The sequence below is a fragment of the Streptosporangium sp. NBC_01469 genome (assembly GCF_036227305.1).
GTDB lineage: Bacteria > Actinomycetota > Actinomycetes > Streptosporangiales > Streptosporangiaceae > Streptosporangium.
The window spans coordinates 7,521,198-7,544,594 of sequence record NZ_CP109465.1; the positions used below are offsets into that span (position 1 = coordinate 7,521,198).

The following is a 23,397-nucleotide window of genomic DNA, read 5'->3' on the forward strand; positions in this document are numbered from 1 at the left end:
GCGGAGCGGCTAACCGAGATCGAGGTTGCGCAGCTGGGAGCGGGTGGAGATGCCCAGCTTCGGGAACAGCCGGTACAGGTGGGAGCCGACCGTACGCGGGCTCAGCACCAGCCGTTCGCCGATCTCCCGGTTGGTCAGGCCGCCGGCCGCGAGCCGAGCCACCTCGAGTTCCTGCGCGCTGAGCAGCCTCACCATCGAGCCGGTCCGGCGTACGCCTGCCCCTGCCCCTGCGACGCGTAGCTCGGTGTGGGCCCGCCGCGCCCAGAGCTCGGTCCCGATGCGCTCGAACGCCTCCAGAGCGGCGCGCAACGGGATCTGAGCCTCGACTCGACGCCGGTTGCGGCGCAGCCACACACCGTAAAAAAGGTTGATGCGCCCCTGGAAGAACGGGCGTTCCGCGACGCCCTGTACGGCCAGCGCGCGCTCAAAGTGCATCTCGGCGGCGCTGTCGTCGATCCCGGCCAACAGCGCGCGGCAGTAGTGCACGCCCGCGCTTCCCATAGGTGTGGGAGCGGCCTCCACCCATCTCTCGATGCCTTCCAGCAAACCGAGGACGAGTTTCGCCTGTCCCGCGAGCACCGCCGCCTCGACGACGTCCGTGACCACCGTCATGACGGTGTGCGGGTGCGCGTAGGGTGATCCCGGAGTGATCAGCCGGGTCAGATGCGCCCACGCCTCCTGTGGTTTCCTCTCCCCCAGCGCGAGCAGGCCCAGCGCGGCCGTCGCCACGCCGGCGGCGCAGCGCTCGCGCATGGGCAGCGCGATCTCCAGGGCCTGCCCGGCGTAGCGCCTGCAGTCCTCGCTCGCGCCTCGGGCCGCCGCGAACTGGGCCAGCAGTGCCAGGTGGTTGGCGACTCTCGAACGCTGGCCCGTCTCGTGGGCGAACCTCAGTCCCTCTTCCGCGTACGCGACCCCGTCGTGCCACTGGCCGAGCCGGTACTCGATGGTGGCCTGGTAGTAGTACAGCTCGGTCAGGTGCGCGGTCGCCCCGCTCGCGTGCAGCCGCCGCTCCGTCTCCCGGGCGAGTCGCCGGGCCTGGTGCTGGTCGGACCCCAGCCAGCCGATCACCGTCGCCCATATCCAGGGACGCTCGCCCGCCTGGGGGTGGGTTCGCGCGAGGGCGGCGGGCAGCTCCCACAGTTCCTGCCCGGTGAGCAGGCCCCATTCGGTCAAACCCCGGCCGGCCGTATGCGTCGCGGCGGAGCAGTCCAGGGCGGCGATTCGCCGCGAGACCTCCTGGGTCGCCTCCAGGTCTCCCGCGTGGAAGGCCGCGTTCGCGGCCTTGGTGAGGACCCAGGCCGCCTCCTCGGGATCGGTCGCGCCGAGCAGTTCCGCGCATCGCAGCAGGTGGACATAGGCCACGGCGGGGTCACCGGAGTAGAGCTCGATGTTGCCGATCAAATGGGTCAGCGTCACCTCGGGCACGGGTTCGGCGAGCACCTCCTCCGCCAGCTCCCGGGCCAGGTCGGGCCGGCCGGAGTCCAGGGCGACGATGGCCGCGGCCATCGTACGGTCCCGGCGGCTCTCGGCGGTCTCACTGAGCAGGGCCGCCCGCCGCAGCACCGACGCCGCGGCCGCCTCGCCACCCCGGCGCCGGGCCGCGTCGGCGCTGCGCTCCAGGGCCGTGGCCAGCTTCTCGTCGGGCGCGGTCGCGGCCACCGCACGGTGCCACGCCGCCCGATCGAGTTCGGCGCAGGCGGTCAGCTCGGCGGCGATGGCCCGGTGCGCGGAACTCCGTCGTTCGAACGACGCGTCCGCGTACGCGGCGGAGCGGACAAGGGGGTGGCGAAACCGGATCCGGGTACCGGAGATCCGGATGAGTCCCTCCCGTTCGGCGATCCCGAGCGCGTCGGCGGGCAGGCCGAGGCGGCCGGCGGCGCCCAGCACCGTCTCGGTGCTCCCCGTCTCCTCGGCCGCCGCGACCACCAGCAGCTCCCGTACCTCGGCCGGGAGGGTGTCGATCCTGCGCCTGAACGCCGCGCGGAGCCGGTCGCCGACCGGGGCGTTACCGGTCAGGGCGATGTCCGCGGGCAACCGGTCCCGATCGTCGAGCGCGGCGAGTTCGGTCAGGGCGAGGGGGTTTCCGCCGGTCACCGCGAGCACCGAATCGCGAGCACGGCTGGGCAGGTCCCACCCGCACTCGGCCAGCAGGCGCGCCGCGTCCGGTGGCGGAAGCCCGTGCAGCCACAGCTCGGGCAGGTCGCTGGTGTCCACCACGGAGCGCTCGGGATCGCGGGCGGTGAACAGTATCGCGACCGGCTCCGTTCCCAGCCGGCGCGCCGCGAACACCAGCGCCGCCGCCGTGGCCCGATCGAGCCACTGCATGTCGTCGGCGGCGACCAGCAGCGGACGCTCCCTCGCGACCTCGGCGAGCAGTGACACCACTCCCGCCGACACCAGTAGTTCCGTCGCCGCCGAGTCGGTGACGCCGAGCGCTCCCCGTAGCGCCTCCGCCTGGGCGCCGGGGAGCGCGGGGAGGTGGCCGAGCACCGGACGCAGCAGCTGGTGCAGCCCGCTGAACGCCAGCTCCACCTCGGACTCCACACCGGAGCAGCGCAGCACCCGCATGTTCCGGGTCAGTTCCGCCTCCCCCGCCGCGTGTTCGAGCAGGGTGGTCTTGCCGATCCCGGCTTCTCCACGCATCACCAGGGCCTGCCCCCGGCGGGCGCCCGCGTCGGCCAGCAACTGGGAAAGGGTGGCCTGCTCCGACTGCCGTCCGACTATCACATCTCCGACCCTAGGCGAATTCTCGATCATGTCCGCATAAATGCAGTCGATTCGACTCAAGCGCGGAGGGCGTCCATGACTCGACACTGAGGACCGACCCACGAACGAGGAGTATCGGCTGTGACCATGACGGAGAATGACACGGGCACGCCCGCGGCGCTTGGAAGGCGGCGCAAGCCCTGGTGGCAGCGACCTTGGATCGTCCCGCTCGCCCTGGTGACGGTGATATTCCTTGGTCTGTCGGTGCCGCCGTACATGACGTTGGATCCGGCCCTCGCCCGCTTCGAGCCCCGGGCGGACATCCCCTGGCACTACCCGGTGCTGGTCGTGCACATCTTCGCCGGGACGCTGGCGATGGTGGCGGTGTGCCTGCAGGTATGGCCGTGGTTGCGCCGGCGCCATCCCCGCGTCCACCGTTGGAGCGGGCGGGCGTACGTGATGATCGGGGTGCCCTTCGTGGGCATCGCCTCGCTGTTCATCGCACCGCTCAGCCGTGCCGGCTTCTCCGTCGCGGTCGCCAACACCCTGTGGGGGATCCTGTGGCTGTCCTTCACCCTCATCGGGTACCGGATGGTACGGCGGCGCCGCTACGCCGAGCACCGCGAGTGGATGCTGCGCAGCTTTGCGATGATCTTCGCCATCATCACCAACCGGGTGTGGGCGATCATCTGCGTCATGGCCGTGATGCCCCAGTTGGAGACGACGTACGGCGGCGACGAGAACATGTTGATGCTGGCCGCCGCTCCCGCGGCCAATTTCCTGAGTTGGATGGTCAACCTCCTCTTCGTCGAGTGGTGGATCCAGTACCGCAGGCGCGGCGGCGAGAGGCCGGGACGCCGGGCCGCGCGAGCGGCCTGAGCCATGGCAGCGGGAACGTCCTGCCTCGGCGGGGCCCGGCCAAGGTGAGCCCGGAAACGGTGATGACGGCCGGCTTCGACATCGTCCGCCCCTCGTCGGGAAAGGCTCCCGGGAGGCCGCGCACCACCCGGCCGGCGCGGGCCGCCACACCGCCCCGGCGGGCGCCGTCCGTCACCGGTGGCCGGCGCCCCGCGGCTACGCGGGCCGGCTCTTCCCGGTGGAGGCGAGGATCTCCAGGTAGTGCGGGTTGTACATGATGCCCAGGACGTTCCCGAAGGGGTCGACCACCGAGGCCCCGATGAATCCCTCGCCGAAGTCCCGGGGCGGCTCGTGCTCCTTCGCGCCCATGGTCAGCAACCGGTCGAGGACCGCGGGCACGTCGTCGACGTGCCAGTAGACGACGGCACCGGCCGCACCGGCCGACGTGGCGTCGTGCCCGCCGAGCTCCCTGCGGTACCTGCTGTCGAGGAAGCCCAGTTCGTGCTGGTAGTCACCGATACGGAACTCCATGTACGGGGGCCGGTCGAGATACGGCTCGATGCCCAGCAGTTCGGCGTACCACCGCCTGGCGGCCCCCAGGTCGTCCGTGTGGAACGTGACGGTGGTGAGTCCTCGCAACATGATGCTCCTTCGATGTCGTGGCGGGATGCGCCGCGGCGGATGACAGTGACCATCCTCCGTCGCAAAGTGCTCACCAAATGAGCACTTTGTTTGCCAGACTTGGCCCATGCGCGCCGACCGTCTCGTGGCCACCCTGTTGCTGATGCAGGCTCGCGGCCGGGTGACCGCGTCCGAGCTGGCCGATGAGCTAGAGGTGTCCGTGGCCACCGCCCGCCGCGATCTCGAAGCGCTGTCCACCGCGGGCATCCCGGTCTACCCTCAACCGGGCCGGGGTGGCGGGTGGTCGCTGCTGGGCGGTTCCCGGACCGACCTCAGCGGGCTCACGGCATCCGAGGCCCAGGCGCTGTTCCTCCTGGTCGGTCCGGCGGCCTCCGTCGTCCCCGAGGTCAAGTCGGCGCTGCGCAAGCTCGTACGGGCGCTGCCCGGCACCTTCCGGGCCGACGCCGAGGCCGCGGCCGACGCCGTCGTGATCGACCCGGCGCGCTGGGGCGAGCGCGGCCGGAAGCGCCCCGGCCTGGTCAAGCTCCTGCAGACCGCGACCGTCGGCCGTCGCAAGGTCCGCCTGGTGTACGCCAACCGGGCTCGCGAGCGGACGAGGCCGCTCGTCGATCCGTGGGGCCTGGTCGACAAGGACGACGTCTGGTATCTCCTGGCCGGCACCGAGGACGGCCGGCGGACGTTCCGGGTCGACCGCGTCGTCGAGGCCGTCGTGACGGACATCCCCGCCGAGCGGCCCGCCGGCTTCGATCTGTCGCGGGCGTGGGAGCAGGTCGTCGACGAGGTGGAGCGGCGGCGCTCGCACGTCTCGGCGACGGTGCTCATCGGCGCCGATCTGCTGCCGGTCCTGCGCGCCCAGTTCGGCCGCCAGTGCGCCGTCGAGGGCCCGGCCGGCGACGGGCGCGTCCGCGCCCGGGTGGCGGCGCCGACGGCGCTGACGATCGCCGAGCAGCTCGCCGGTTGGGGCGCCATCGTCGAGGTCGAGGAACCGGCCTCGGTCCGTGCCGAGCTCGCACGGCTCGGCTCGGAACTCACCGAGCGCTACAGGACGTGAGGAGCGAGCGGTGTGCCGCCCCACCGGGTGGGTGTCATCGAAGGGCGCGCGAGACACCGCCGAGGGGGAAGGGGGTTCTCCGCGACACCGGTGGGAGCATGGAGACATGAACGTGGTGGTGCTGTCCGACACCCACGCGCCCCGGCGGTGGAAGTCGTGCCCGCCGACCGTGGCCGAGCACCTGCGGGGCGCGGACCTGATCCTGCACGCGGGTGACATCTGTGTCGCCGGGGTGCTGGACGAGCTCGCCGCCTACGCCCCGGTGCGCGCGGTCAAGGGCAACAACGACGGGCCGGACGTGGTGGCCCCCGAGACGCTGGAGCTGGATCTCGGCGGGCTGCGGGTGGCGATGATCCACGACAGCGGGGCGGCGCGGGGGCGGCTCGCCCGGATGCGGCGCCGCTTTCCCGGGGCCGGCCTGGTGGTGTTCGGGCACTCCCACATACCGCTGGACCACGGCGGCGACGGGTTCCGCATCTTCAACCCGGGATCGCCCACCGACCGCCGTCGCCAGCCGCACGGCACCCTGGGCACCTTGCGCGTCGAGGAGGGCCGCCTCGTCGAGGCGCGGATCGTCGCCGTCACCTGACCCGCCCGCCGGACCGGGTCCGGCCTACAGCTCCACCTCGCCCGTGACGCAGGTGACGGTGCCGCCGCCGACCCAGACCGTCCCGTCGGGGTCGCGGGAGACGTGAGCGCGCCCGGTGCGCCCGAGCACGGTTCCCTGGCTCGCCACGTACGGCGTCTCGGCGCGGCCCGTGCGCAGCAGCCACTGCGCGAGCGAGGCGTTGAGGCTCCCCGTCACCGGATCTTCGGCAGTGGCGCCGTCCTTGGGGAAGAACGCCCGCACCTCGAACGCCTCCGGCGACCCCGGCGGGTAAGGGCCCACCACACCCACGTCGAGATCGACGAGTCCCGGCCGCAGCGCGAGCACCTCGTCCGCGCTCGCCAGCAGGACGGCCACCCAGCCGGGCCCGTTGTCGGCCCACTCGGCGTCCAGGATCTCCGCGCGGCCGATGCCCAGCATCCGCGCGACGCGCTCCACCACCGGCTCCTCGACCGGTCCCGAGCGCAGCAGCGGCGGCGCGGCGAAGGCCAGCCTGTCTCCGGTCCGGCGTACCGGCACCAGCCCGGCCCCGCATTCCTGGACGACCACATCGGGCTCGCCCGGCGTCCCGCCCGCCGACAGCCAGGCGTGACACGTGCCCAGCGTCGGGTGCCCGGCGAAGGGGAGTTCCCCGCCCGGCGTGAAGATCCGCACCCGGTAGTCCGCGCCCGGAACGCTCGGCGGCAGCACGAAGGTGGTCTCCGACAGGTTCGTCCAGCGCGCGAACTCGCGCATTCGCTCGGTGGTCAGCCCTTCCGCGTCGAGCACGACGGCGAGGGGATTGCCCCTATACGGGGTAGTGGTGAACACGTCGATCTGCTGAAAGGGGCGCGGCATGACACCGAGTGTGCCAGCCCCGGCGTACGCGACGGAGGCGATCGGGTGGCTCGATCGTTTTCCCGCCGACCTGCGCCGCCTTCGGCGGTTACTGATTCGTTACCTTCCGCGGGGGTGCGCGGGACGACATCTGCGTGTTACAAACCCCACTAATTGTTCTTCGAGCCAGATAACGACACCAAGCACCATGGCACCGAGCACCATGGCAACCAGCGCGGCGGCGCGCGCCTTGCCTGACTTAACCCCTCCGAGTCAGGAAAAGGACATCATGTCACCACCTTCCCAGCCCCGGAGCAGGCCGTTCACCACGGAGCCGCCCGCCGCGAGGACAGGCGTACGGAACCTCGTCCGGCGCGGCATGGCGACCGTCGTGGCCGCGATGGTCGGCGCGGCCATGCTCGTTCCCACAGCGGCCCAGGCCGCCGACCCCGCCTACCAGGTGCTGGTCTTCTCCAAGACGGCCGGTTTCCGGCACGACTCGATCCCCGCGGGCCTCCAGGCGATCCGCGACCTGGGCGCGGCCAACAACTTCACCGTCACCGCCACCGAGGACGCCGCGGCCTTCACCACGGCCAACCTGGCGCGTTTCAAGGCGGTGGTGTTCCTCAGCACCACCGGTGACGTGCTCAACGGCACCCAGCAGACCGCCTTCGAGTCCTACGTCAACGGGGGCGGCGGCTACGTCGGCATCCACGCCGCCGCCGACACCGAGTACGACTGGCCGTACTACGGCAACCTGGTGGGCGCCTGGTTCAAGGGACATCCCGCGCCCCAGCAGGCGACGGTCAGGACCGAGGACCGCGCGCACGCGGCCACCGCCCACCTGGGTGCGAACTGGTCGAGAAGTGACGAGTGGTACAACTACCGCACCAACCCGCGCAACAGCGCGCGAGTGCTGCAGAACCTCAACGAGGGCAGCTACAGCGGCGGCGACATGGGCGACCACCCGATCACCTGGTGCCGTCCGATGACGTCGGGCCGCTCGTTCTACACCGGGCTCGGGCACACGGCGAGTTCCTACACCGAGCCGGGCTTCCGGTCGCTGCTGCTCGGCGGCATCCGGTACGCGGCCGGGATGGCCAAGGCCGACTGCCGCCCGGAGACCGGCTACACGACCCTGTACAACGGCTCGACCACCGGCTGGACGCAGAGCGGTCCCGGCAGCTTCACCAACACCGACGCCACCCTCACCTCCACCGGGGGCATGGGCGTGCTGTGGTACTCGGCGAAGAAGTACTTCTCCTACTCGCTGAAGCTGGACTGGAGGGTCGCCGGGGACGACAACTCGGGCGTCTTCGTGGGCATGTCGGCCTCCGACCCCATGAACACCTCCAAGGGGTACGAGGTCCAGATCGACGCCACCGACGCCCCGGACCGCACCACCGGGTCCGTCTACGCGGTCAAGTCCGCCGACATCGCCGCCCGTGACGCGGCCCTGAACCCGCCGGGCGCGTGGAACACCTACGAGCTCCTCGTCCAGGGTGAGCGCCTGCAGGTCTTCCTCAACGGCGTCAGGATCAACGACTTCACCAACACCGACCCGGCCCGCAGCATCCGCGAGGGGCACATCGGCATCCAGAACCACGGCACGGGTGACGACGTCTCCTTCCGCAACGTCCGGATCAAGGAACTGGGCGGCACCGGCCCGATCACGACCACGGCCGAGGCGGAGTCCTACACCTCGAACTCGGGCGTGCAGGTCGCCGACCACGGCCCGGCCAGTGGCGGCAGGACCGCCGGGTTCATCGAGAACGGCGACTGGGTCGGCTACTCGTCGATCAGCACGGCGGGCGCCACCGCCTTCGGCGCCCGCATCTCCTCCGCCGGGTCCGGCGGCACCATCCAGGTCCGCTCGGGATCGGCCACCGGGACCCTCCTGGGCTCGGTCACCGTACCGAACACCGGGGGCTGGGAGACCTTCCAGAACGTCTCCACTCCCCTGACCGGATCGGCCTCGGGACCGCTGTTCCTCAGCTTCACCGGAGGCGGCGGATTCCTGTTCGACGTCGACACCCTCACCCTCACCAGGTGAACCACGGCTCGTGGCGCGCCACCCCGGCGCGCCACGAGCCCCGCCCGGCCCCGGGAGGCCCCGCGAGGCCCCGCGAACGGTGTTCCCGGCGCCCGCCGGATGGTGGGCACGGCGTAGGAGGATCCCGGGGGTCTTTCCGCGGCCGTCAGACCGCCACGTCGGCGAGGCGGTCGATCTGGTCGGCGTCACGGGCCCAGCAGTAGAGAATCACCTCGTCGGCGCCGAGGTCCGCGAACGCGGTGATCGCGTCACGGATCCGCTCCGGCGTGGTGAGCATGTTCTCCACGACCCGGGTGGTGTCACCCAGGAAGCCGTAGTAGGAGGTGATCGTCTCCTTGGCGTCCTGGACGGTGTCCTCGGGGCCGAGGGCCACGTTGACCTGCGCGACCATCCGAGGCCGTCCATGCCGTCCCGCCTCGCTCCAGAACCTCTCGACGTCGCGCATGAGCCGGTCGGCCAGGGCGGCGGGCGCGGCGCACAGATACCCGTCCCCCCATCGGGCGACGCGTTCCAGGGCGGCGGGCGCGAATGCCCCGATCAGGATCTCCGGGCCGCCCTCCTGGACGGGGGCCGGGCCGATCGGGCCGACCTCCTCGCTGTAGGGCTCACCGGACCAGACGCGCCGTAGCGTCGTCAGCTGCCTGTCGAGCCTGCGCCCGCGACGGCGGACGTCGATCCCCGCGGCGAGGTAGTCGTCCTGGCGGGCGCCGATCCCGACGCCGAGGGTGAAACGGCCGTCGGACACGCGGTCCAGGGTCGCGGTCTGCTTGGCGAGCAGCGCCGACTGGCGAAGGGGACCGAGCAGCACCTCGGTCTGTACGCGGATCCGCGAGGTGGCGCCCGCGATGGCCGCCAGCGTGACCAGGGGCTCGGGGTTCGCGTAGACGAGACGGTCGAGCAGGCCGAGGGTGGTGAAGGGGCCGGCGTCCGCGCGCCTGGCCCAGGAGAGCAGCGACAACGGATCACTGATGGGCAGGCCAAGACCTACGTTCATGGGATTCAACCTCCGGAAGGGCATGCGGAAAAGACTGCCGCCCCTCCACCGCCGCGCACGGTCATCGGGCGCGGCGCGCTCCCGTACTGCGACGTCTTTCCGGGGAGCGCGATCCTTGGAGTGCCACCATTCTACCCACCGCCGGACGCGAGGCCCCGGCGACCTCCCCGGCGGGGTACGCGTCCGGCGACGGGCGGGAGCCATCGGGGTTGATCCGCGACACCCGCGGGTTGGCTCATCGGGAAGATCTTTTGGATATGATCTTGTGGTGGCAGGATCGATGCGGCGCGGCATCGAGACCGCCGCCGCGGCCGGTGATCCGGCGATGGTCCGCCTGCGTGACGGCGGAGCGATCCGCTCGACGCAGAGGACCTATCGCTGGGTCGCCGACATCGCGGCGAGCCGAGCCACCGGACCGACCCACCGCACCGGGCCGCCAAAAGCCGACCCGCCGAACCCAGCCGCCGAACCCAGCCGCCGGGCCGGACCCCACCGAGCCGAGCCACCGAGCCGGACCACCGGACCGGACCCGCGCCGGATGGGTCCTTCCGAGCGCCGCGACCGCCAGGGGTAACGGCCGGCCGTCGGACGACAGATCCATGGACACGGTTCCCCCACGTCATCTTTTGTCAGACTTTAGGGGTTTTGCCCGGATATGCAGGCGGGAACTCGTGACGAACGGTCCGTCGTGGCGACGGCACGGACGAGGCCGGACGGCGTGTCACCACCCCCTCCGCGCCCCGAACCGGGGTTCTCGCCGGGAAACCAAATGGATCAAAGTTGTCACCATTTAGGTAGGTAGCCCTTCCTCTCCGGATCGGCGATCATGAAGCGGCCCAATCGGGGGCCTACTTACGGAGGGAACCTTCCGCGTGCGCAGCGATGCCTCGTTACCGGGTTACGAACGTCTTTTCGGACACCTCGACCTGCGGGCGGGAGATGAGGCCCGTTCCGTCTACTCTCCGGCGGCCTATCTGACCGATCTGCTCACCTTCCTCCAGGAGACCTTTCACGACGTCTCCCTGCTGCGGCGCCGACCGGGCATCGGGAGGGTCAAGCTCGACGCGGACAACACCTTCACCGCGCTGCCCTACCTCGACATCGTCAACGAGGTGCTCGAGGCCCTGGTGGGCGAGCGGCCGTACGAGCGGCTGAAGACGCTCAAGCACCCGCACGACCTGCCCTTCTCGCTGGACGCCACACGGTTCACCACCTACCTGAGGCATCTGGGTGTCGACCCGGTCGAGTTCTACCGGCTGTTCGCCGCCACGGTCGACCCCGACCGGGTGACCCGCGACTACCTCGGGCTCACCCCGGAGGACGTCGACCTCATCTCCGTCCCGCGCCCCGACGCCCCCTCCCTGGCCGAGGCCTACGGCCTGGGCCCCGAGGAGCCGGTCTCCGCGTTGTGCGACGTCGACCGGTTCCTGGCCGCGACCTCGCTGACCGGTGAGGAACTGCGCGACCTGCTCTACCAGGACCCTGAGCTGGAACGTTCCCGGAGCGGGTTCTGGGTGCACCAGGGCGCCGTCGTCGACGTCGGCCCCGACGACCGCACGCTCGTGCTGCGCTCCGGCGGCGAGCCGCCCCACGAGTGGTTCGACCGCGCCCATCGTTTCGTCCGGCTGGCCCGCAGGACGGGGTTGTCGTTCACCGACCTCGACCGGGTGGCCGCCGGCGTCTCCAACGACCTGCACCCGGTCGCGCTGCGCGCGGTGGCCGCCGCGACCCACCTGCACCGCACCCACGACGTGCCGTTCGACCTGATCGAGGCGCTCATCACCCGGACGCTGCCGGGCGAGATCAAGGACGGCCCGTTCCCGGCCGGTGACATCCTCGCGCCGCGGAACCACCCCTATCGCCGCATGTTGGCACGTTCCATCGACCTGGCGGAGACAGAGATCGCCGAGGTGGTCCGCCGCCTCCGCGCGCGCCACGCGGGCCCCCTCGAGGAGAGCCCGTTCGACCGGGGCATCGGCCGTCCGGGCCTGGTCGTGCTCAACCGGGTGGCCCGGCTGACCGGCGCCCTGGGCATGTCCGTCGAGGAGCTGTTCGCCGTGCTGGCCGCGCTGGAGGCCGACCCGGCCATCGAGCGCCACTCGACCTTCCCGGTGCTCCCGGTGCTCGACGGCCGGTCGGGCGACGTCCACCGCATGCTCGAAAGCGACGAGGACCCGGCCGCCTCGCTCTGGCTGGCCCAGACGGTCTTCGAGGTCGTGGCCTGGATGCGCGCGTGGGGCCTCACCGGGGAGGACCTCATCGCCATCCTCGGCGAACCGGCCACCCCCGAGTCGGAGGAGGAGCAGGCTCAGGTCATCGCCGGGATCGCCGAACGGTTCGCCGACGTGGCGCTGACCCCGCGGGCCCTCGTCTCCGACCGGTTCGACGAGCGGGCCGCGCGGGTCCTGTACGGGGTGCTGACCACGTACACCGACGGTGTGGTGTCCCCGCACGACCCGCGCCTGCTGCGGATCGACCCGGCCGCTGTGGCCACCGCCGCCTACGACGCCGTCGGCGACCTCGCCGTACTGGCGAAGGGCGACTTCCTGGGTCTCGGCCTGGGTGACCGGCTGACCACCAAGATCTTCGCCAACCTCGTCATCCGGAACGTCGTCCAGGCCGACGGGCTGCTCATCTCCGAGGACCTGCCCGCCGAGCTGACCTTGGCCGGAGACTTCTCCGCGCACCGAGAGCCCCTGTTCGGCGCCATCGCCGAACTGGAGGGCTCCTTCTACCCCTCCGACCTGGCCGCCGCCCTGCCGCGGCTCACCGAGGCCGACCGCGCCGAGCTCTACGACAACCTGGTGCACAACGGCTACCTCACCGAGAAGGGCGAGGTCCTCGACCCCGAGGTGTTCGCCGATCCCGCGCGGGCCGCCGGCTTCCGCGTCAACGCGCCCCTCGACGACGTCGCGCCCGCCGTGCTGGCCCTGCTCAGGGAGCGGGTCGAGGGCTACCGGGCGGCCAGGATCCCGCTCGACCCGGCCGCCTTCGGCGAGCTGAGGCTTACCGCCGAGCAGTTCGCCACGCTCGTCGAGAGCCTGCGCTTCAACGGCGTCGTCGACGCCGAGGGCGCCTACCGCGACAAGGCCGCCCTGGCCACGCTCGACCTCGCCGACCTCGGCATCGCCCTGGAGTTCCACCCGGTCCGGCGCATCGTGCTGGCGGCGATGAAGGCCCAGCTCGCGGCGGCCAAGGCCGAGATGCACCTGGTCACCCCCGCCGACTTCGCGGACCTGGCCGACGAGGCCATGGCCACCCGGCTGGTCAGGCGGCTGGAGGGCGTGGTCACCCACGAGGGCCGCGTCCAGGAGGAGCTGCGCCACGGGTTCGACGACGCCGAGGGCAGCCTCGACCTGGGCGAGGGCTTCACCGACGAGGACGGGGAGCTGGCCTTCGAGCGCATCGCGGGCATCACGCGGGCGCAGGCGCCCTACCGCCTCGACCTCGACGCCCTCACCGAGCTCGGCTTCGAGGACGGCGAGCGCTCCCGCCTGGTCGCGATGCTCGTCGACGCCGGGCACCTGACCGGGAGCCTCGGCGTGCCCGAGCACCGGCTGGCCTACTTCCGCACCGTCACCAGCGCGCTCGACTTCACCCTGCCCGGCGTCGACGACTACGCCAGGGACGTCTTCTTCCTGCTGCACGCGGTGGCCAAGGAGCAGACGGCCGCCGTCGTCGAGCTGGCCGGTACCCTCGGCGAGCTGGCCGCGCTCCAGCACGGCACCCTGCTCACCCTGCTCCAGGACGTGTTCGGCGTGCCCGGCCCGGTCGTCGAGGCGATCGGCTCGGCCGTGGCGCCCGGCGCGCTCGACGTGCTGGTGGCACCCGCCCTCGGCGGTGGCAGCGGCGGCGACGGCGGGGCCGGGCCGGACTTCCGGCGGGTCTACCGGCGGTTGCGCCGCTTCGCCCGGCTGGCCGCCAAGTTCGGCCTGGACGTCGACGAGGTCACCGTGGCCTTCCGCGACCAGGACCTGACCGGCAAGTTCCCCGAGCCGCTGGCCCTGCCGCCCGGCCACGACCGCTTCGACGCGCTGCTGACCGGCCACGACGGCCTGATCTACGTGTTCCACGACGACGTCTACTGGACCTACTCCGCCGAGACCCTGGCCCCGGCCGACTCCCGGCAGAGGCCGCTGACCGAGCTGTCGCCCCACTTCGCCGGCCTGTCCGCGATCGACGCGGCCTTCACCCTGCCCGACGGCACCGAGTGGATCGTCGGCCGGGGCCCCGGCCCCGTCTCGCGGTGCTTCACCCGCGAGCCCGGCGGCACCCGCTGGGCGCCGAAGGAGCAGGTCTGGGGCAGGGTACGCAACAACTTCACCGCCCCCAAGAGGATCGACGGCGCCTACGTCGATCCCGAGGGCCGCACCCACCTGTTCGCCGGCGACCAGTACCTGCGCTACTCCGGCGACGACCACACGTACGCCGACGAGGGCTACCCGAGGGCGATCACCGAGTGGTGGCAGGGCGACACCCCGCTCCCCGAGGCCTTCCGCGACGCGGTCGACGCCGTCTTCCACGGCCACGACGGCCGCACGTACGTCCTGTCCGGCGACCGCGCCTTCGACGGGGTGACCGAGCGGCCGCTCACCGAGCGGTGGGGCCGCCTGCGCAACACCTTCGACGGCGCCGAGCGTGTCGACGCGGCGTACGCCGACGCCGAGGGTTACCTGCTGTTCTCCGGCAACCAGGTGGTGCGCTACACCGACAATCCGGAGAACGACGGCGTCCGGGTGGCCGAGGGCTACCCTCGGCGCATCGAGACGTGGCGTCCGGGTGTGCCGGTCGAGTTCGAGGGGGCCGTCGAGGCGGCCTTCGAGGACGGCTCCGGCACCGTCCACCTGTTCAAGGACGGCAAGACCGTCGCCCTCGGCGCGTCCGGCGGCGACGTGACACCGACCGCGGAGAGGTGGGGCCTGCAGGCCGACGTGCTGCCCGGCGGCCGGGTCGACGCCGCGTTCGTCGGGCTCGACGGCAGGACCTACCTGTTCGGCGGTGACCGCTACATCCGCTACTCCGGCGCCGACTACTCCGTCGTCGACCTCGGTTATCCGCGCGCCGTCACCGGCGACTGGGGCGGGCTCGACCGGGTCGACGCCGCGTTCGTGATGGACGGCTCAGCCCACCTGTTCGGCCCGGTCGGGCTCATCCTCGACCTGCCCGCCGGCTACGAGGCCGAGCTGGCCGACGGCAACTGCTCGCCCGCGCTGCGCCGCCGCCTCTCCGACCACGGCGTGGTCGTCGGCCCGTCCGCCGCAGTGACCGGCGCCTCGCCCGAGTGGCGGGTGACCGCCGAGGGCGGCATCGTGCTGACCATCCGCCGCGCCGGTGACCGCGTCCGGGTCCACGGCGACGACACCCCGTTCCACGTCCGCTACTCCACCCGCGACCACACCACGCCCGACGAGGGCTTCCCCAGGCCGCTGGCGGAGAACTGGCTGAACCTGCCCGACGCGTTCACCGGCGTCGACGCGGTCCTCACCGGCCGCGACAACCAGACCTACCTGTTCAGCGGCGACCGCTTCGTCGTCTTCGACAACCGGCACCGCTGGTGGTCGGAGCCCAGGAACCTGCGCGAACGCTGGGACAGCATCCCGTTCGACCGCGTCGACGCCGCGTTCGTCGGCAAGGACGGCAAGACCTACGTCTTCTCCGGCGACCGGTACGTCCGCTACTCCACCGACGACCACACCGAGATCGACGACCGCTACCCGGCGACCACCGCGACGTTCTGGGGCAACGTCGTCAACACGATCCAGCGCACCGGCCGGGTCGACGCGACCCTGGTCATGGACGTGACCGAGAAGGTCGACGGCGCCGACGTCACCCGCACGTACACGTACCTGTTCTCCGGCTCCCAGTACGTCCGCTACCGCGACCACGACTACCGGGTGATCGAGGACGGCTACCCGCGTGCCCTGTCGGCGCTGGCCGGGGAGCCCCGCCTGGGGGCGCTGGAGGTCACCCTCGACGGGGTGGACGCGGCGTTCGCCGACCGGCGCACCGTCTACCTGTTCCGCGGCGGCGAGTGGCACGCCGTCTCCGACGGCCTCCACAGGTCCTACGAGCTGCCCGGCATCACGGCCGCCTACCTCGACCGCGGCTCGGTCATGGTGCAGACCGCCGAGGGCTGGCGGCGGCAGCACGCCCTGGAGGGCCCCGAGCGCCACGAGCCGGTCCGGCCGCCGGCGCTGCGCGCCGTCCCGGCCGGCTACCGCGACGGCCTCGACGCCGTGCTGACCGGGGCCGACGGGAACACCTACCTGTTCAAGGGCCCGATGTGCTTCGACACGGCCGTCGGCAGGGACTACCCGCTCGACGAGGAGTGGGGCCGCCCGCGCAACACGATCTACCAGGACAACACGGTCGACGCCGCGTTCGTGGGACGGGACGGAAGGACGTACCTGTTCAGCGGGGACCAGTTCGTCGTCCACGGCGACCCGGCCGACAGCGTCGACGGCGCCGACGGCGAGCCGGGGTCCATCGCCGAGCACTGGGGCGGGCTGACCGGTGTCGCGCTGGCCTACCACCGCGACGGCACGACGCACCTGTTCGAGCACCCCGGGCCCGGCGGCACGATGCGCCACCTCACCTACACCGGCGACGAGGGGCCCTACGAGAGCCCCGACCCCGGCTCCCCGGCGCTCGTCGACGAGACGTTCTGGAAGGCGCCGGACGGGTTCCCCGTGCCCGACGCGGTGTTGTTCGAGGGCCGGACGACGGTGCTGCTCAGCGGCGAACGCTGCGTGCGGTTCAACGAGGCCACCGGCCTGTGGTCCCACCCGCAGCCGATCGAACGCCTCTGGCGCGGCTTCACGGTCGCGCCCGGTGACCGGCTGAAGACCGCGTTCACCGCGGCCGACGGGGTGACCCACTTCTTCTTCACCGAGACCTTCACCACCTACGCCGACCGCGCGTTCACCGCGCCCGTCCGGATCCGCGACCGCTGGGGGCGCTCGCTCAACCCGTTCGGCTCGGCCGTCGACGCGGCGGTGGTCTTCGGCGGCCACACCTACGTGTTCGGCGGGAGCCGGTACGTCCGCTACACCGGTCCGAGCTACCGGTACGTCGACCCCGGCTACCCCAAACCCATCGTGCGCGAACTGCGAAGGGAGGCGGCCTTCGCCGGGCTGCCCGAGTCCTTCGACGACGCGGTCGCCGTGCACGGCGTCGACGCGGCGGTGGCGGGCGGTCGCACCGCCCACCTGGTCACCGGCCACCTCGTGCACGCCGTCTCGACGTCGGCGTCCGCGACGTACCCGATCGGCCTGCTGGGCAGGGTGCGCAACACGATCGCCGACCTCGGGAGGGTCGACGCCGCGCTGGTCCGCGACCGGCACACCTTCCTGTTCTCCGGCGACCAGTACGTCCGCTACACCGGCGCCGACTACCTCCACGTCGACGAGGGCTACCCCCGCACGATCGAGGGCGACTGGGGAGGCCTCCCGGCCGAGTTCGAGGACGGTGTCGACGCCGCCTTCCTGAAGGACGGCAGGATCTACTTCTTCAAGGGCGACCGCTTCACCGTCGACGGCGCCGTCGACTCCGTCGCCGCCCGGTTCGGCCGCGTCCGCAACGCGTTCGCGACCGCCCCGGTCATCGACGCCGCGTTCGTCGGCCGCAAGGGCGAGCTGTACGCCTTCGCCGGCGACCAGTACGTCCGCTACCCGCCCGGCACGCTCGACCACGCCGAGCAGGGCTACCCTCGCACGATCAAGGACGACTGGGGCGACCTGCCCTCGTCCTTCGAGGAGGGCGTCACCGGCGCCTTCACCCTGGGCGAGGCCGTCTACCTGGCCAAGGACGACCGGTACGTCCGCTACTCCGGCCGCCTGGACGTGCTCGACCGTACCTTCCCGCAGCTCTTCCGGCACCGCTGGTCCGACGCGGCCGACTACCGCCTGACCGACATGCACACCATCGTCGCCTTCGCCGACCTCAACCGGCGCCACCCCGGCCTGGCCCAGATGCTGGTCGGGGGCACGGAAGACCCGTACGAGCGGTTGTGCGAGCTGTTCCCGTGGGATCCCGACGAGCTGCGGTGGGTCAAGCGCAACGCGGGCCTGATCACCGAGTTCCCCGCCGAGGAGGACCGCTTCGAGATCGAGTTCCTGCTCAAGCTCACCCGCCTGTTCTCGGTCGCCGGCAGGATGGGCGCCGGTCCGTCGGCGCTGCGCGGCGCCACCGCCGACACCCTTGAGGCCCTGCTGCCCGAGGCGGCGATCCCGCTCGCGCACGGCGACCTCAACGTGGCCAGGCGCGACGCGCTGGTCCCGGCGGTGCTGCACCTGCACCCCGGGTTGGCCACCGCCGCCGAGATCTACGAGCACGCCCTCATCGACGTCGAGATGGGCCGCGAGGGCACCACCTCACGGGTGCGGGAGGCCATCGCGGCCACCCAGCTCTACCTGCACCGCTACCTCCTGGACCTGGAGGAGCCCGGCGGCGGGGAGGACGTCAAGCCGAGGTTGCGCACCTGGTGGCAGTGGCTGAGGAACTACCGGACCTGGGAGGCCAACCGGAAGGTCTTCCTCTACCCGGAGAACTACCTCCGCCCCGAGCTGCGCGACACCAGGACCCCCGCGTTCAGGGAGCTGGAGGACGACCTCCTCCAGGGCGAGATCACCGCCGACACGGTCCAGCGCGCCTACCGGCGTTATCTCGACGAGTACACCGAGGTCAGCCGCCTGGCCATCGCCGGGGCCTACGTCTACCGGGCCGACGACGACGCCGACGGCACCCGCCGGCTCGTCCTCTTCGGCCGTACCCGCACCGATCCGCGCCGCTGGTACCTGCGGGAGGCCGAGTTCCGCGACGGCGAGCGCCTGTCGGCGAGCTGGGAGCCGTGGCACCGGGTCGACGTGCAGATCGACGCCGACCGCGTCGACCCCGTGCACGCCTTCGGCCGGGTCTTCGTCTTCTGGAGCGTCGTGGAGGCGGTCGCGCCCGAGGACACCGGCAGGACCGTCATCACCGCCGAGACGGAGGGCGACAGGCAGAACGTCTCCGCGCCGCCGCCCAAGCACCGGGTGCGGATCCTCTACTCCTTCCAGAACCTCAACCGCGAGTGGGTCGCCCCGCAGACGTTGCCGCCCGGCCCGCTGCACGACGGCCCGATCACCGGCGAGACCCTGTTCGTGCGGGCCTCGGCCACCGTCCCCGGCGCGGGCACGCACGACTCGATCGTGGTGTCCTGCTCGTACACGATCGGGGAGAGCGGGCACGCCTCGTCGTTCGCGCTCACCCCCGAGTTGTACGCCGTCCCGATCGCCACGCCCGTGCGGCCCGCCAAGCCGGTCGACGTCGGCAAGGTCTTCGCCGAGCCGGTCGTCGGCGAGGTGGTTCCGTTCAACATGCCGGTCGAGTCGCCCGACGGGCCCTGGTTCAGCGTCGACCACAAGGGCGGCAGCTTCCTGGTGCGCCCGGTCATCGCCGACCCCGGTGAGGACCCGCCGGTGCTGGAGCTCAAGGGCAACGGCCACCGGCTGCCCGACTGGGAGCGCGTCGACGCCGCCTTCGAACACGGCGACACCCGCTACTTCTTCAACAACCTGACCGGGGAGTTCCTGGTCACCAAGCCGTTCGGCCCGCTGAAGACGACCGGCGAGTCCACCGCGGGCCGCTGGGGCAACCTGGCCGGCGGGGAGCTGGCCACCACCGGCCGGGTCGACGCGGTGCTGGTGCGCGGCGAGTCCACCTACGTGTTCACCGGCCGCGAGTACCACCGCTACCGGGGACGCCTGGCGGACCGGAAGATGGACCTGGGCTACCCCAGGCAGCTCAGCACCAACACCGAGGACCTCCCGCGCTGGACCTCTATCGACGCGGCGTTCACCTGGAACGGCGCCGAGTACTTCCTCAACGGCGACACCTACGCCCAGCGTGACGTGACGAGCGGCCTGTTCGGCTCGCCGGGCCGGGTGCGCGACAAGTGGCCGATCCCGGACCGGGCCCGCGTGCAGGCCGCGCTGGTCAGGGGCAGCACGCTGTTCCTGATCTTCGGTGACACGTACACGAGAATCACGAACGGCCGCCAGGAGGACGGCTACCCGCGGGCGCTCAGGGACAACCCCGACGGCCTGCCCGCGAGGATCCGGACGGCGGCCGACGTGAACGGCACACCGTACTTCTTCGGCGACGACACCTTCACCGTGGGCACCGACACCACCCAGCACCCGACGCGCCCGCTCGGGAGGATCGCCACGGCGCTCAACACGACCGGGACGGTCGACGCGGCCTACGTGTCCGGCGACCACCTGTTCCTGCTCAGCGGCCTGGAGTACTACCGCTACACGCTCGACGGCGCCGACATCCCGCTCGTCGCCGACACCGGCTACCCGAAGGCGCTGCCGCGCGCCGTCGACGCCACCTTCCAGCGCGGCGACCAGCGCTACCTCCTCAGCGGCGAGGAGTACGCCGTCGTCCCCGCAGCCCAGGAGCCCTCGGCACCGGCCGCCTTCACCCCGATCGAGGGCAACTGGCGCTCGCTGCCGCCCGGCTTCACCACCCGCTACACCGGCGCGATGGACACCGCGTCGGACCTGTTCCTCTTCCTCGGCGGCCAGTACACCGTCTACCCCAGGACCGGCGTCGTGCATCGCCCCTACGAGTACGCCGCCCTGCCGCACGAGATCGTGCGGCTCACCTCCAGCACGGCGTTCGAGCTCAACCGCAGGCTCCTGGTCGGCGGCGTGCCCGCGCTGCTCGCCCCGGAGACCCAGGAGATCGACGAGCTGCCCACCTTCAGCACCACGGCGACGGGCTCCACCACGATCAGGGTGCGGGCCGAGGTCGCGGGAGTGCCGGCCGGCACCCACCTGGACTTCCAGAGCGCCAACGGCCGCTACCACTGGGAGATCTTCTTCCACGCGCCGCTGCTCATCGCCCAGGCGCTCAACGCCGCCCAGCGCTTCGCCGACGCCAAGATTTGGTACGAGTACGTCTTCGACCCCACCGAGCAGGACCGCTACTGGCGTTTCCTGCCCTTCCTCGCGATCGACCTGCGGGCGCTGGTCGCCGGGTGCCTGAGCGACCTGGAGAACCTGCCCCCGGGCGTCGGCCGGGACCTGCGCCCGGTCCTGGCCGACGTCGAGTCGCTGGCCCCGCTCTTCGAGCACGCCCGCCCGTGCACCCCCGCCGACCTGGCCCTGCTCGACGGCCTGGCCGACCGGGTCCGCCCGTTCGAGAGCCACGACCGGCTCCGCGAGAAGATCGGCATGATCGCCCGCCTGCGCCGCCAGTACGACCTGATGGGCGACCACGGCGCCCTCCTGAAGGCCTACCGGGACGACCCGTTCGACCCGCACGCCATCGCGGAGCTGCGCCCGACCGCCTACCGCCGGGCCGTCGTGATGGCCTACGTCGACAACGTGCTCGACTGGGGCGACCTGCTGTTCCGGCAGTACACGCTGGAGAGCGTCGACGAGGCCAGGATGCTCTACATCCTGGCGTACGACCTGCTCGGCGAGCGCCCGCGGAGCGCCGGCCCGCGCCACCTGTCCCCGGCGAGGAGCTACGACGAGCTCGACCCGGCCGGGGTCACCGACCCGTACGCCGAGACCGTCACCGCCGGCGGCACCCTGCTCGACGGCATGGGGGCCGTCCACCGCGGCGTGGCCGACCCCTACTTCTTCATCCCCGGCAACACGATGCTGGGCGACTACTGGGACCGCGTCGAGGACCGGCTCCGCAAGATCAGGGCCTCCCTCGACATCATGGGCGTCAGCCGCCCGCTGCCCCTGTTCGAGCCGCCCGCCGACGTGATGGCCCTGGTCCGGGGCGCCGCGGCCGGGCTCACCCCCGACCAGGTCACGGCCGGGCTGTCGGCGCCGGTCCCGCACCACCGGTTCGGCTTCCTGTACCGCAGGGCGCAGGACCTGGCCGACCGGCTGCGCGGCTTCGGCGGCGAGCTCCTGGGAGTGCTCGAACGCCGCGACGCCGAGGAGCTGACCCTGCTGCAGACCCGGCAGGAGGGCAACATCCGGCAGATGACACGGGCCGTCCGCGAGGCCCAGGTCGAGTCGGCCATCGAGAACCTCGCCCAGTTCGAGGCCTCCCGCGAGGCCGCCGCGGCCCGGCAGAAGTACTACGAGAACCTCGTCGAGACCGGCCTCACCCCGCTCCAGCAGTCCCAGATCCGCGCGATGACCGACGGCGTCAACTCGCACTTCGCCTCCTCCGGCCTGAAGATCGGCGCCGCCATCGCGTACGCCGCCCCGCAGATCCTGGCCGGTCCGCTCATCATGGGCACCATGTTCGGCGGCGAGCAGGCCGGCCGGGTCCTGGACGTCGGCTCCGACATCGCCCAGTCCCTCGGCGAGGCCTTCAGCGTGCTCGGCGAACTGTACGGCGTCCGCGTCGAGCAGGAGCGCCAGGAGGGCGACTGGCGCTACCAGGTCATGCTGGCCAAGGCCGACCAGCGCGAACTGGGCCACCAGATCACCGCCGCCAGGGCCGGCCTCGCCGCCGCCCGGCGCGAACTGGAGATCGCCGAACAGGAGATCGCCGATCTGGAGGCCGTGGCCACCTTCCTCACCGGCAAGTTCACCAACGCCGAGCTCTACCGGTGGAAGGCCGGCCGCCTGGCGGCGATGTACTTCGCCTCCTACGGCCTGGCCCACGAGATCGCCAAGGCCGCCGAACGCGCCTACCAGTACGAACGGGGCACGTCGGAGTCGTACATCCAGCCGGTCTACTGGGAGAGCCGCCGCGACGGCCTGCTCGCCGGGGAGGCCCTGGCGGTCGACGTCGAACGCCTCGGCAACGCCTACACCTCCTCCGACAGCCGCGGCCTGGAGATCACCAAACGGGTCTCCCTGCTCCAGCTCGACCCGCTCGCGGTGCTCGCGCTGAGAAACGACGGCCGCTGCGAGTTCGCGCTGACCGAGGAGCTGTTCGACCGGGACTTCCCCGGACACTACCGGCGGCGCGTCAAGACCGTCTCGGTCGTGTTCGACGGGCCGGAGGGGCCGATCGAGGTCAACGCCGTGCTCACCCAGACCGGCCACAGAACGGTGCTCAGCCCGGACGCCGGGGCGGTGCGCTACCTGATCGACGCCAAGGGGGACGCGCCCGCGTCGATCCGGTCGGACTGGAGGCCCGGCCAGCAGATCGCCCTGTCGGACACCGAGCAGTACCGCGACAACAACGGCCTGTTCGAGCTGCGCTTCGACGACGAGCGCTACCTGCCGTTCGAGGGCACCGGAGCGGTGTCGACGTGGCGCATGGAGATCACCGGCCGGCGTCCCCACGACCTGTCCGACGTGACCCTGCTGGTCAAGTACACCGCCGAGCAGGGCGGGGACGTGTTCACCAACGCGGTGCGCGGGATGCGGCGGCCGTACACGGCGGCGCGGTACATCGACGTGGCCGGCGAGTTCGCCGAGCGGTGGCAGGCCTTCGCCGGCGGCGGCGACCTGGTGCTGCCGATCGCGCCGGAGATGTTCCCCGACATGGTCGGGGACCAGGTCACCGGGATGTACGCGCGCTACGAACCGGCCGGCGGAGGATCGGCCCGGTTGCGCCTCAACGGACGGCTCATCGACGACGGGAAGGCGATCCGGGTCCCCGGCCTGCGGGCCGAGGAGTGGACGCTGACCGTGGACGGCGATCGGAAAACCCTGGTCAACCTCGGGCTCGTACTCACCTACCGGGCGGTCTGACGATGT

Annotated in this window: 10 protein-coding genes; 6 read left to right on the plus strand and 4 right to left on the minus strand. The window is 71.8% G+C overall.

What is annotated here, in order from left to right:
* Positions 1–9: 9 nt before the first annotated feature.
* Complete coding sequence (locus OG587_RS33130; protein WP_329082312.1) at positions 10–2,727, minus strand: ATP-binding protein; 2,718 nt, start codon at positions 2,725–2,727, stop codon at positions 10–12.
* 126 nt (positions 2,728–2,853) lie between these two features.
* Here OG587_RS33130 and OG587_RS33135 point away from each other — a divergent pair, with 126 nt between their 5' ends.
* Positions 2,854–3,585 (plus strand): DUF2306 domain-containing protein, encoded by a 732-nt coding sequence (locus OG587_RS33135; RefSeq protein WP_329082314.1) that lies wholly within the window; start codon positions 2,854–2,856, stop codon positions 3,583–3,585.
* Positions 3,586–3,780: 195 nt separating this feature from the next.
* Here OG587_RS33135 and OG587_RS33140 read toward each other — a convergent pair whose 3' ends face one another.
* Positions 3,781–4,206, minus strand: coding sequence for a VOC family protein (locus OG587_RS33140; protein ID WP_329082316.1), 426 nt, complete (start codon positions 4,204–4,206; stop codon positions 3,781–3,783).
* A gap of 106 nt (positions 4,207–4,312) precedes the next feature.
* Here OG587_RS33140 and OG587_RS33145 point away from each other — a divergent pair, with 106 nt between their 5' ends.
* Both OG587_RS33145 and OG587_RS33150 read left to right on the plus strand, forming a co-directional pair.
* Positions 4,313–5,257, plus strand: a complete 945-nt coding sequence (locus tag OG587_RS33145) for a helix-turn-helix transcriptional regulator (RefSeq protein WP_329082318.1) — start codon at positions 4,313–4,315, stop codon at positions 5,255–5,257.
* 106 nt (positions 5,258–5,363) lie between these two features.
* Complete coding sequence (locus tag OG587_RS33150; RefSeq protein ID WP_329082320.1) at positions 5,364–5,846, plus strand: metallophosphoesterase family protein; 483 nt, start codon at positions 5,364–5,366, stop codon at positions 5,844–5,846.
* A 24-nt stretch (positions 5,847–5,870) separates the two neighbouring features.
* On the opposite strand, the gene OG587_RS33155 is transcribed toward OG587_RS33150, so the two are convergent.
* Entirely contained in the window at positions 5,871–6,701 is an 831-nt protein-coding gene (locus OG587_RS33155; protein ID WP_329082322.1) for a PhzF family phenazine biosynthesis protein, read from the minus strand.
* Positions 6,702–6,969: 268 nt separating this feature from the next.
* Here OG587_RS33155 and OG587_RS33160 point away from each other — a divergent pair, with 268 nt between their 5' ends.
* Entirely contained in the window at positions 6,970–8,733 is a 1,764-nt protein-coding gene (locus OG587_RS33160; RefSeq protein WP_329082324.1) for a ThuA domain-containing protein, read from the plus strand.
* Between the two features lie 145 nt (positions 8,734–8,878).
* On the opposite strand, the gene OG587_RS33165 is transcribed toward OG587_RS33160, so the two are convergent.
* Positions 8,879–9,727 (minus strand): LLM class flavin-dependent oxidoreductase, encoded by an 849-nt coding sequence (locus OG587_RS33165; protein WP_329082326.1) that lies wholly within the window; start codon positions 9,725–9,727, stop codon positions 8,879–8,881.
* Between the two features lie 268 nt (positions 9,728–9,995).
* Between OG587_RS33165 and OG587_RS33170 the strand changes: the two genes are divergently transcribed.
* The gene (locus OG587_RS33170) at positions 9,996–10,301 is read left to right on the plus strand and encodes a hypothetical protein (RefSeq protein ID WP_329082328.1); all 306 of its coding nucleotides are present in this window, start codon (positions 9,996–9,998) and stop codon (positions 10,299–10,301) included.
* A gap of 298 nt (positions 10,302–10,599) precedes the next feature.
* Complete coding sequence (locus OG587_RS33175) at positions 10,600–23,391, plus strand: hemopexin repeat-containing protein (RefSeq protein ID WP_329082331.1); 12,792 nt, start codon at positions 10,600–10,602, stop codon at positions 23,389–23,391.
* Positions 23,392–23,397 lie beyond the last annotated feature (6 nt).

What these genes read in the sequence shown, in the direction of transcription:
- OG587_RS33165 (WP_329082326.1), bottom strand. Translation starts at nt 9,727, where the DNA reads ATGAACGTAGGTCTTGGCCTGCCCATCAGTGATCCGTTGTCGCTGCTC.
- OG587_RS33150 (WP_329082320.1), top strand. Translation starts at nt 5,364, where the DNA reads ATGAACGTGGTGGTGCTGTCCGACACCCACGCGCCCCGGCGGTGGAAG.
- OG587_RS33140 (WP_329082316.1), bottom strand. Translation starts at nt 4,206, where the DNA reads ATGTTGCGAGGACTCACCACCGTCACGTTCCACACGGACGACCTGGGG.
- OG587_RS33135 (WP_329082314.1), top strand. Translation starts at nt 2,854, where the DNA reads ATGACGGAGAATGACACGGGCACGCCCGCGGCGCTTGGAAGGCGGCGC.
- OG587_RS33145 (WP_329082318.1), top strand. Translation starts at nt 4,313, where the DNA reads ATGCGCGCCGACCGTCTCGTGGCCACCCTGTTGCTGATGCAGGCTCGC.
- OG587_RS33160 (WP_329082324.1), top strand. Translation starts at nt 6,970, where the DNA reads ATGTCACCACCTTCCCAGCCCCGGAGCAGGCCGTTCACCACGGAGCCG.
- OG587_RS33155 (WP_329082322.1), bottom strand. Translation starts at nt 6,701, where the DNA reads ATGCCGCGCCCCTTTCAGCAGATCGACGTGTTCACCACTACCCCGTAT.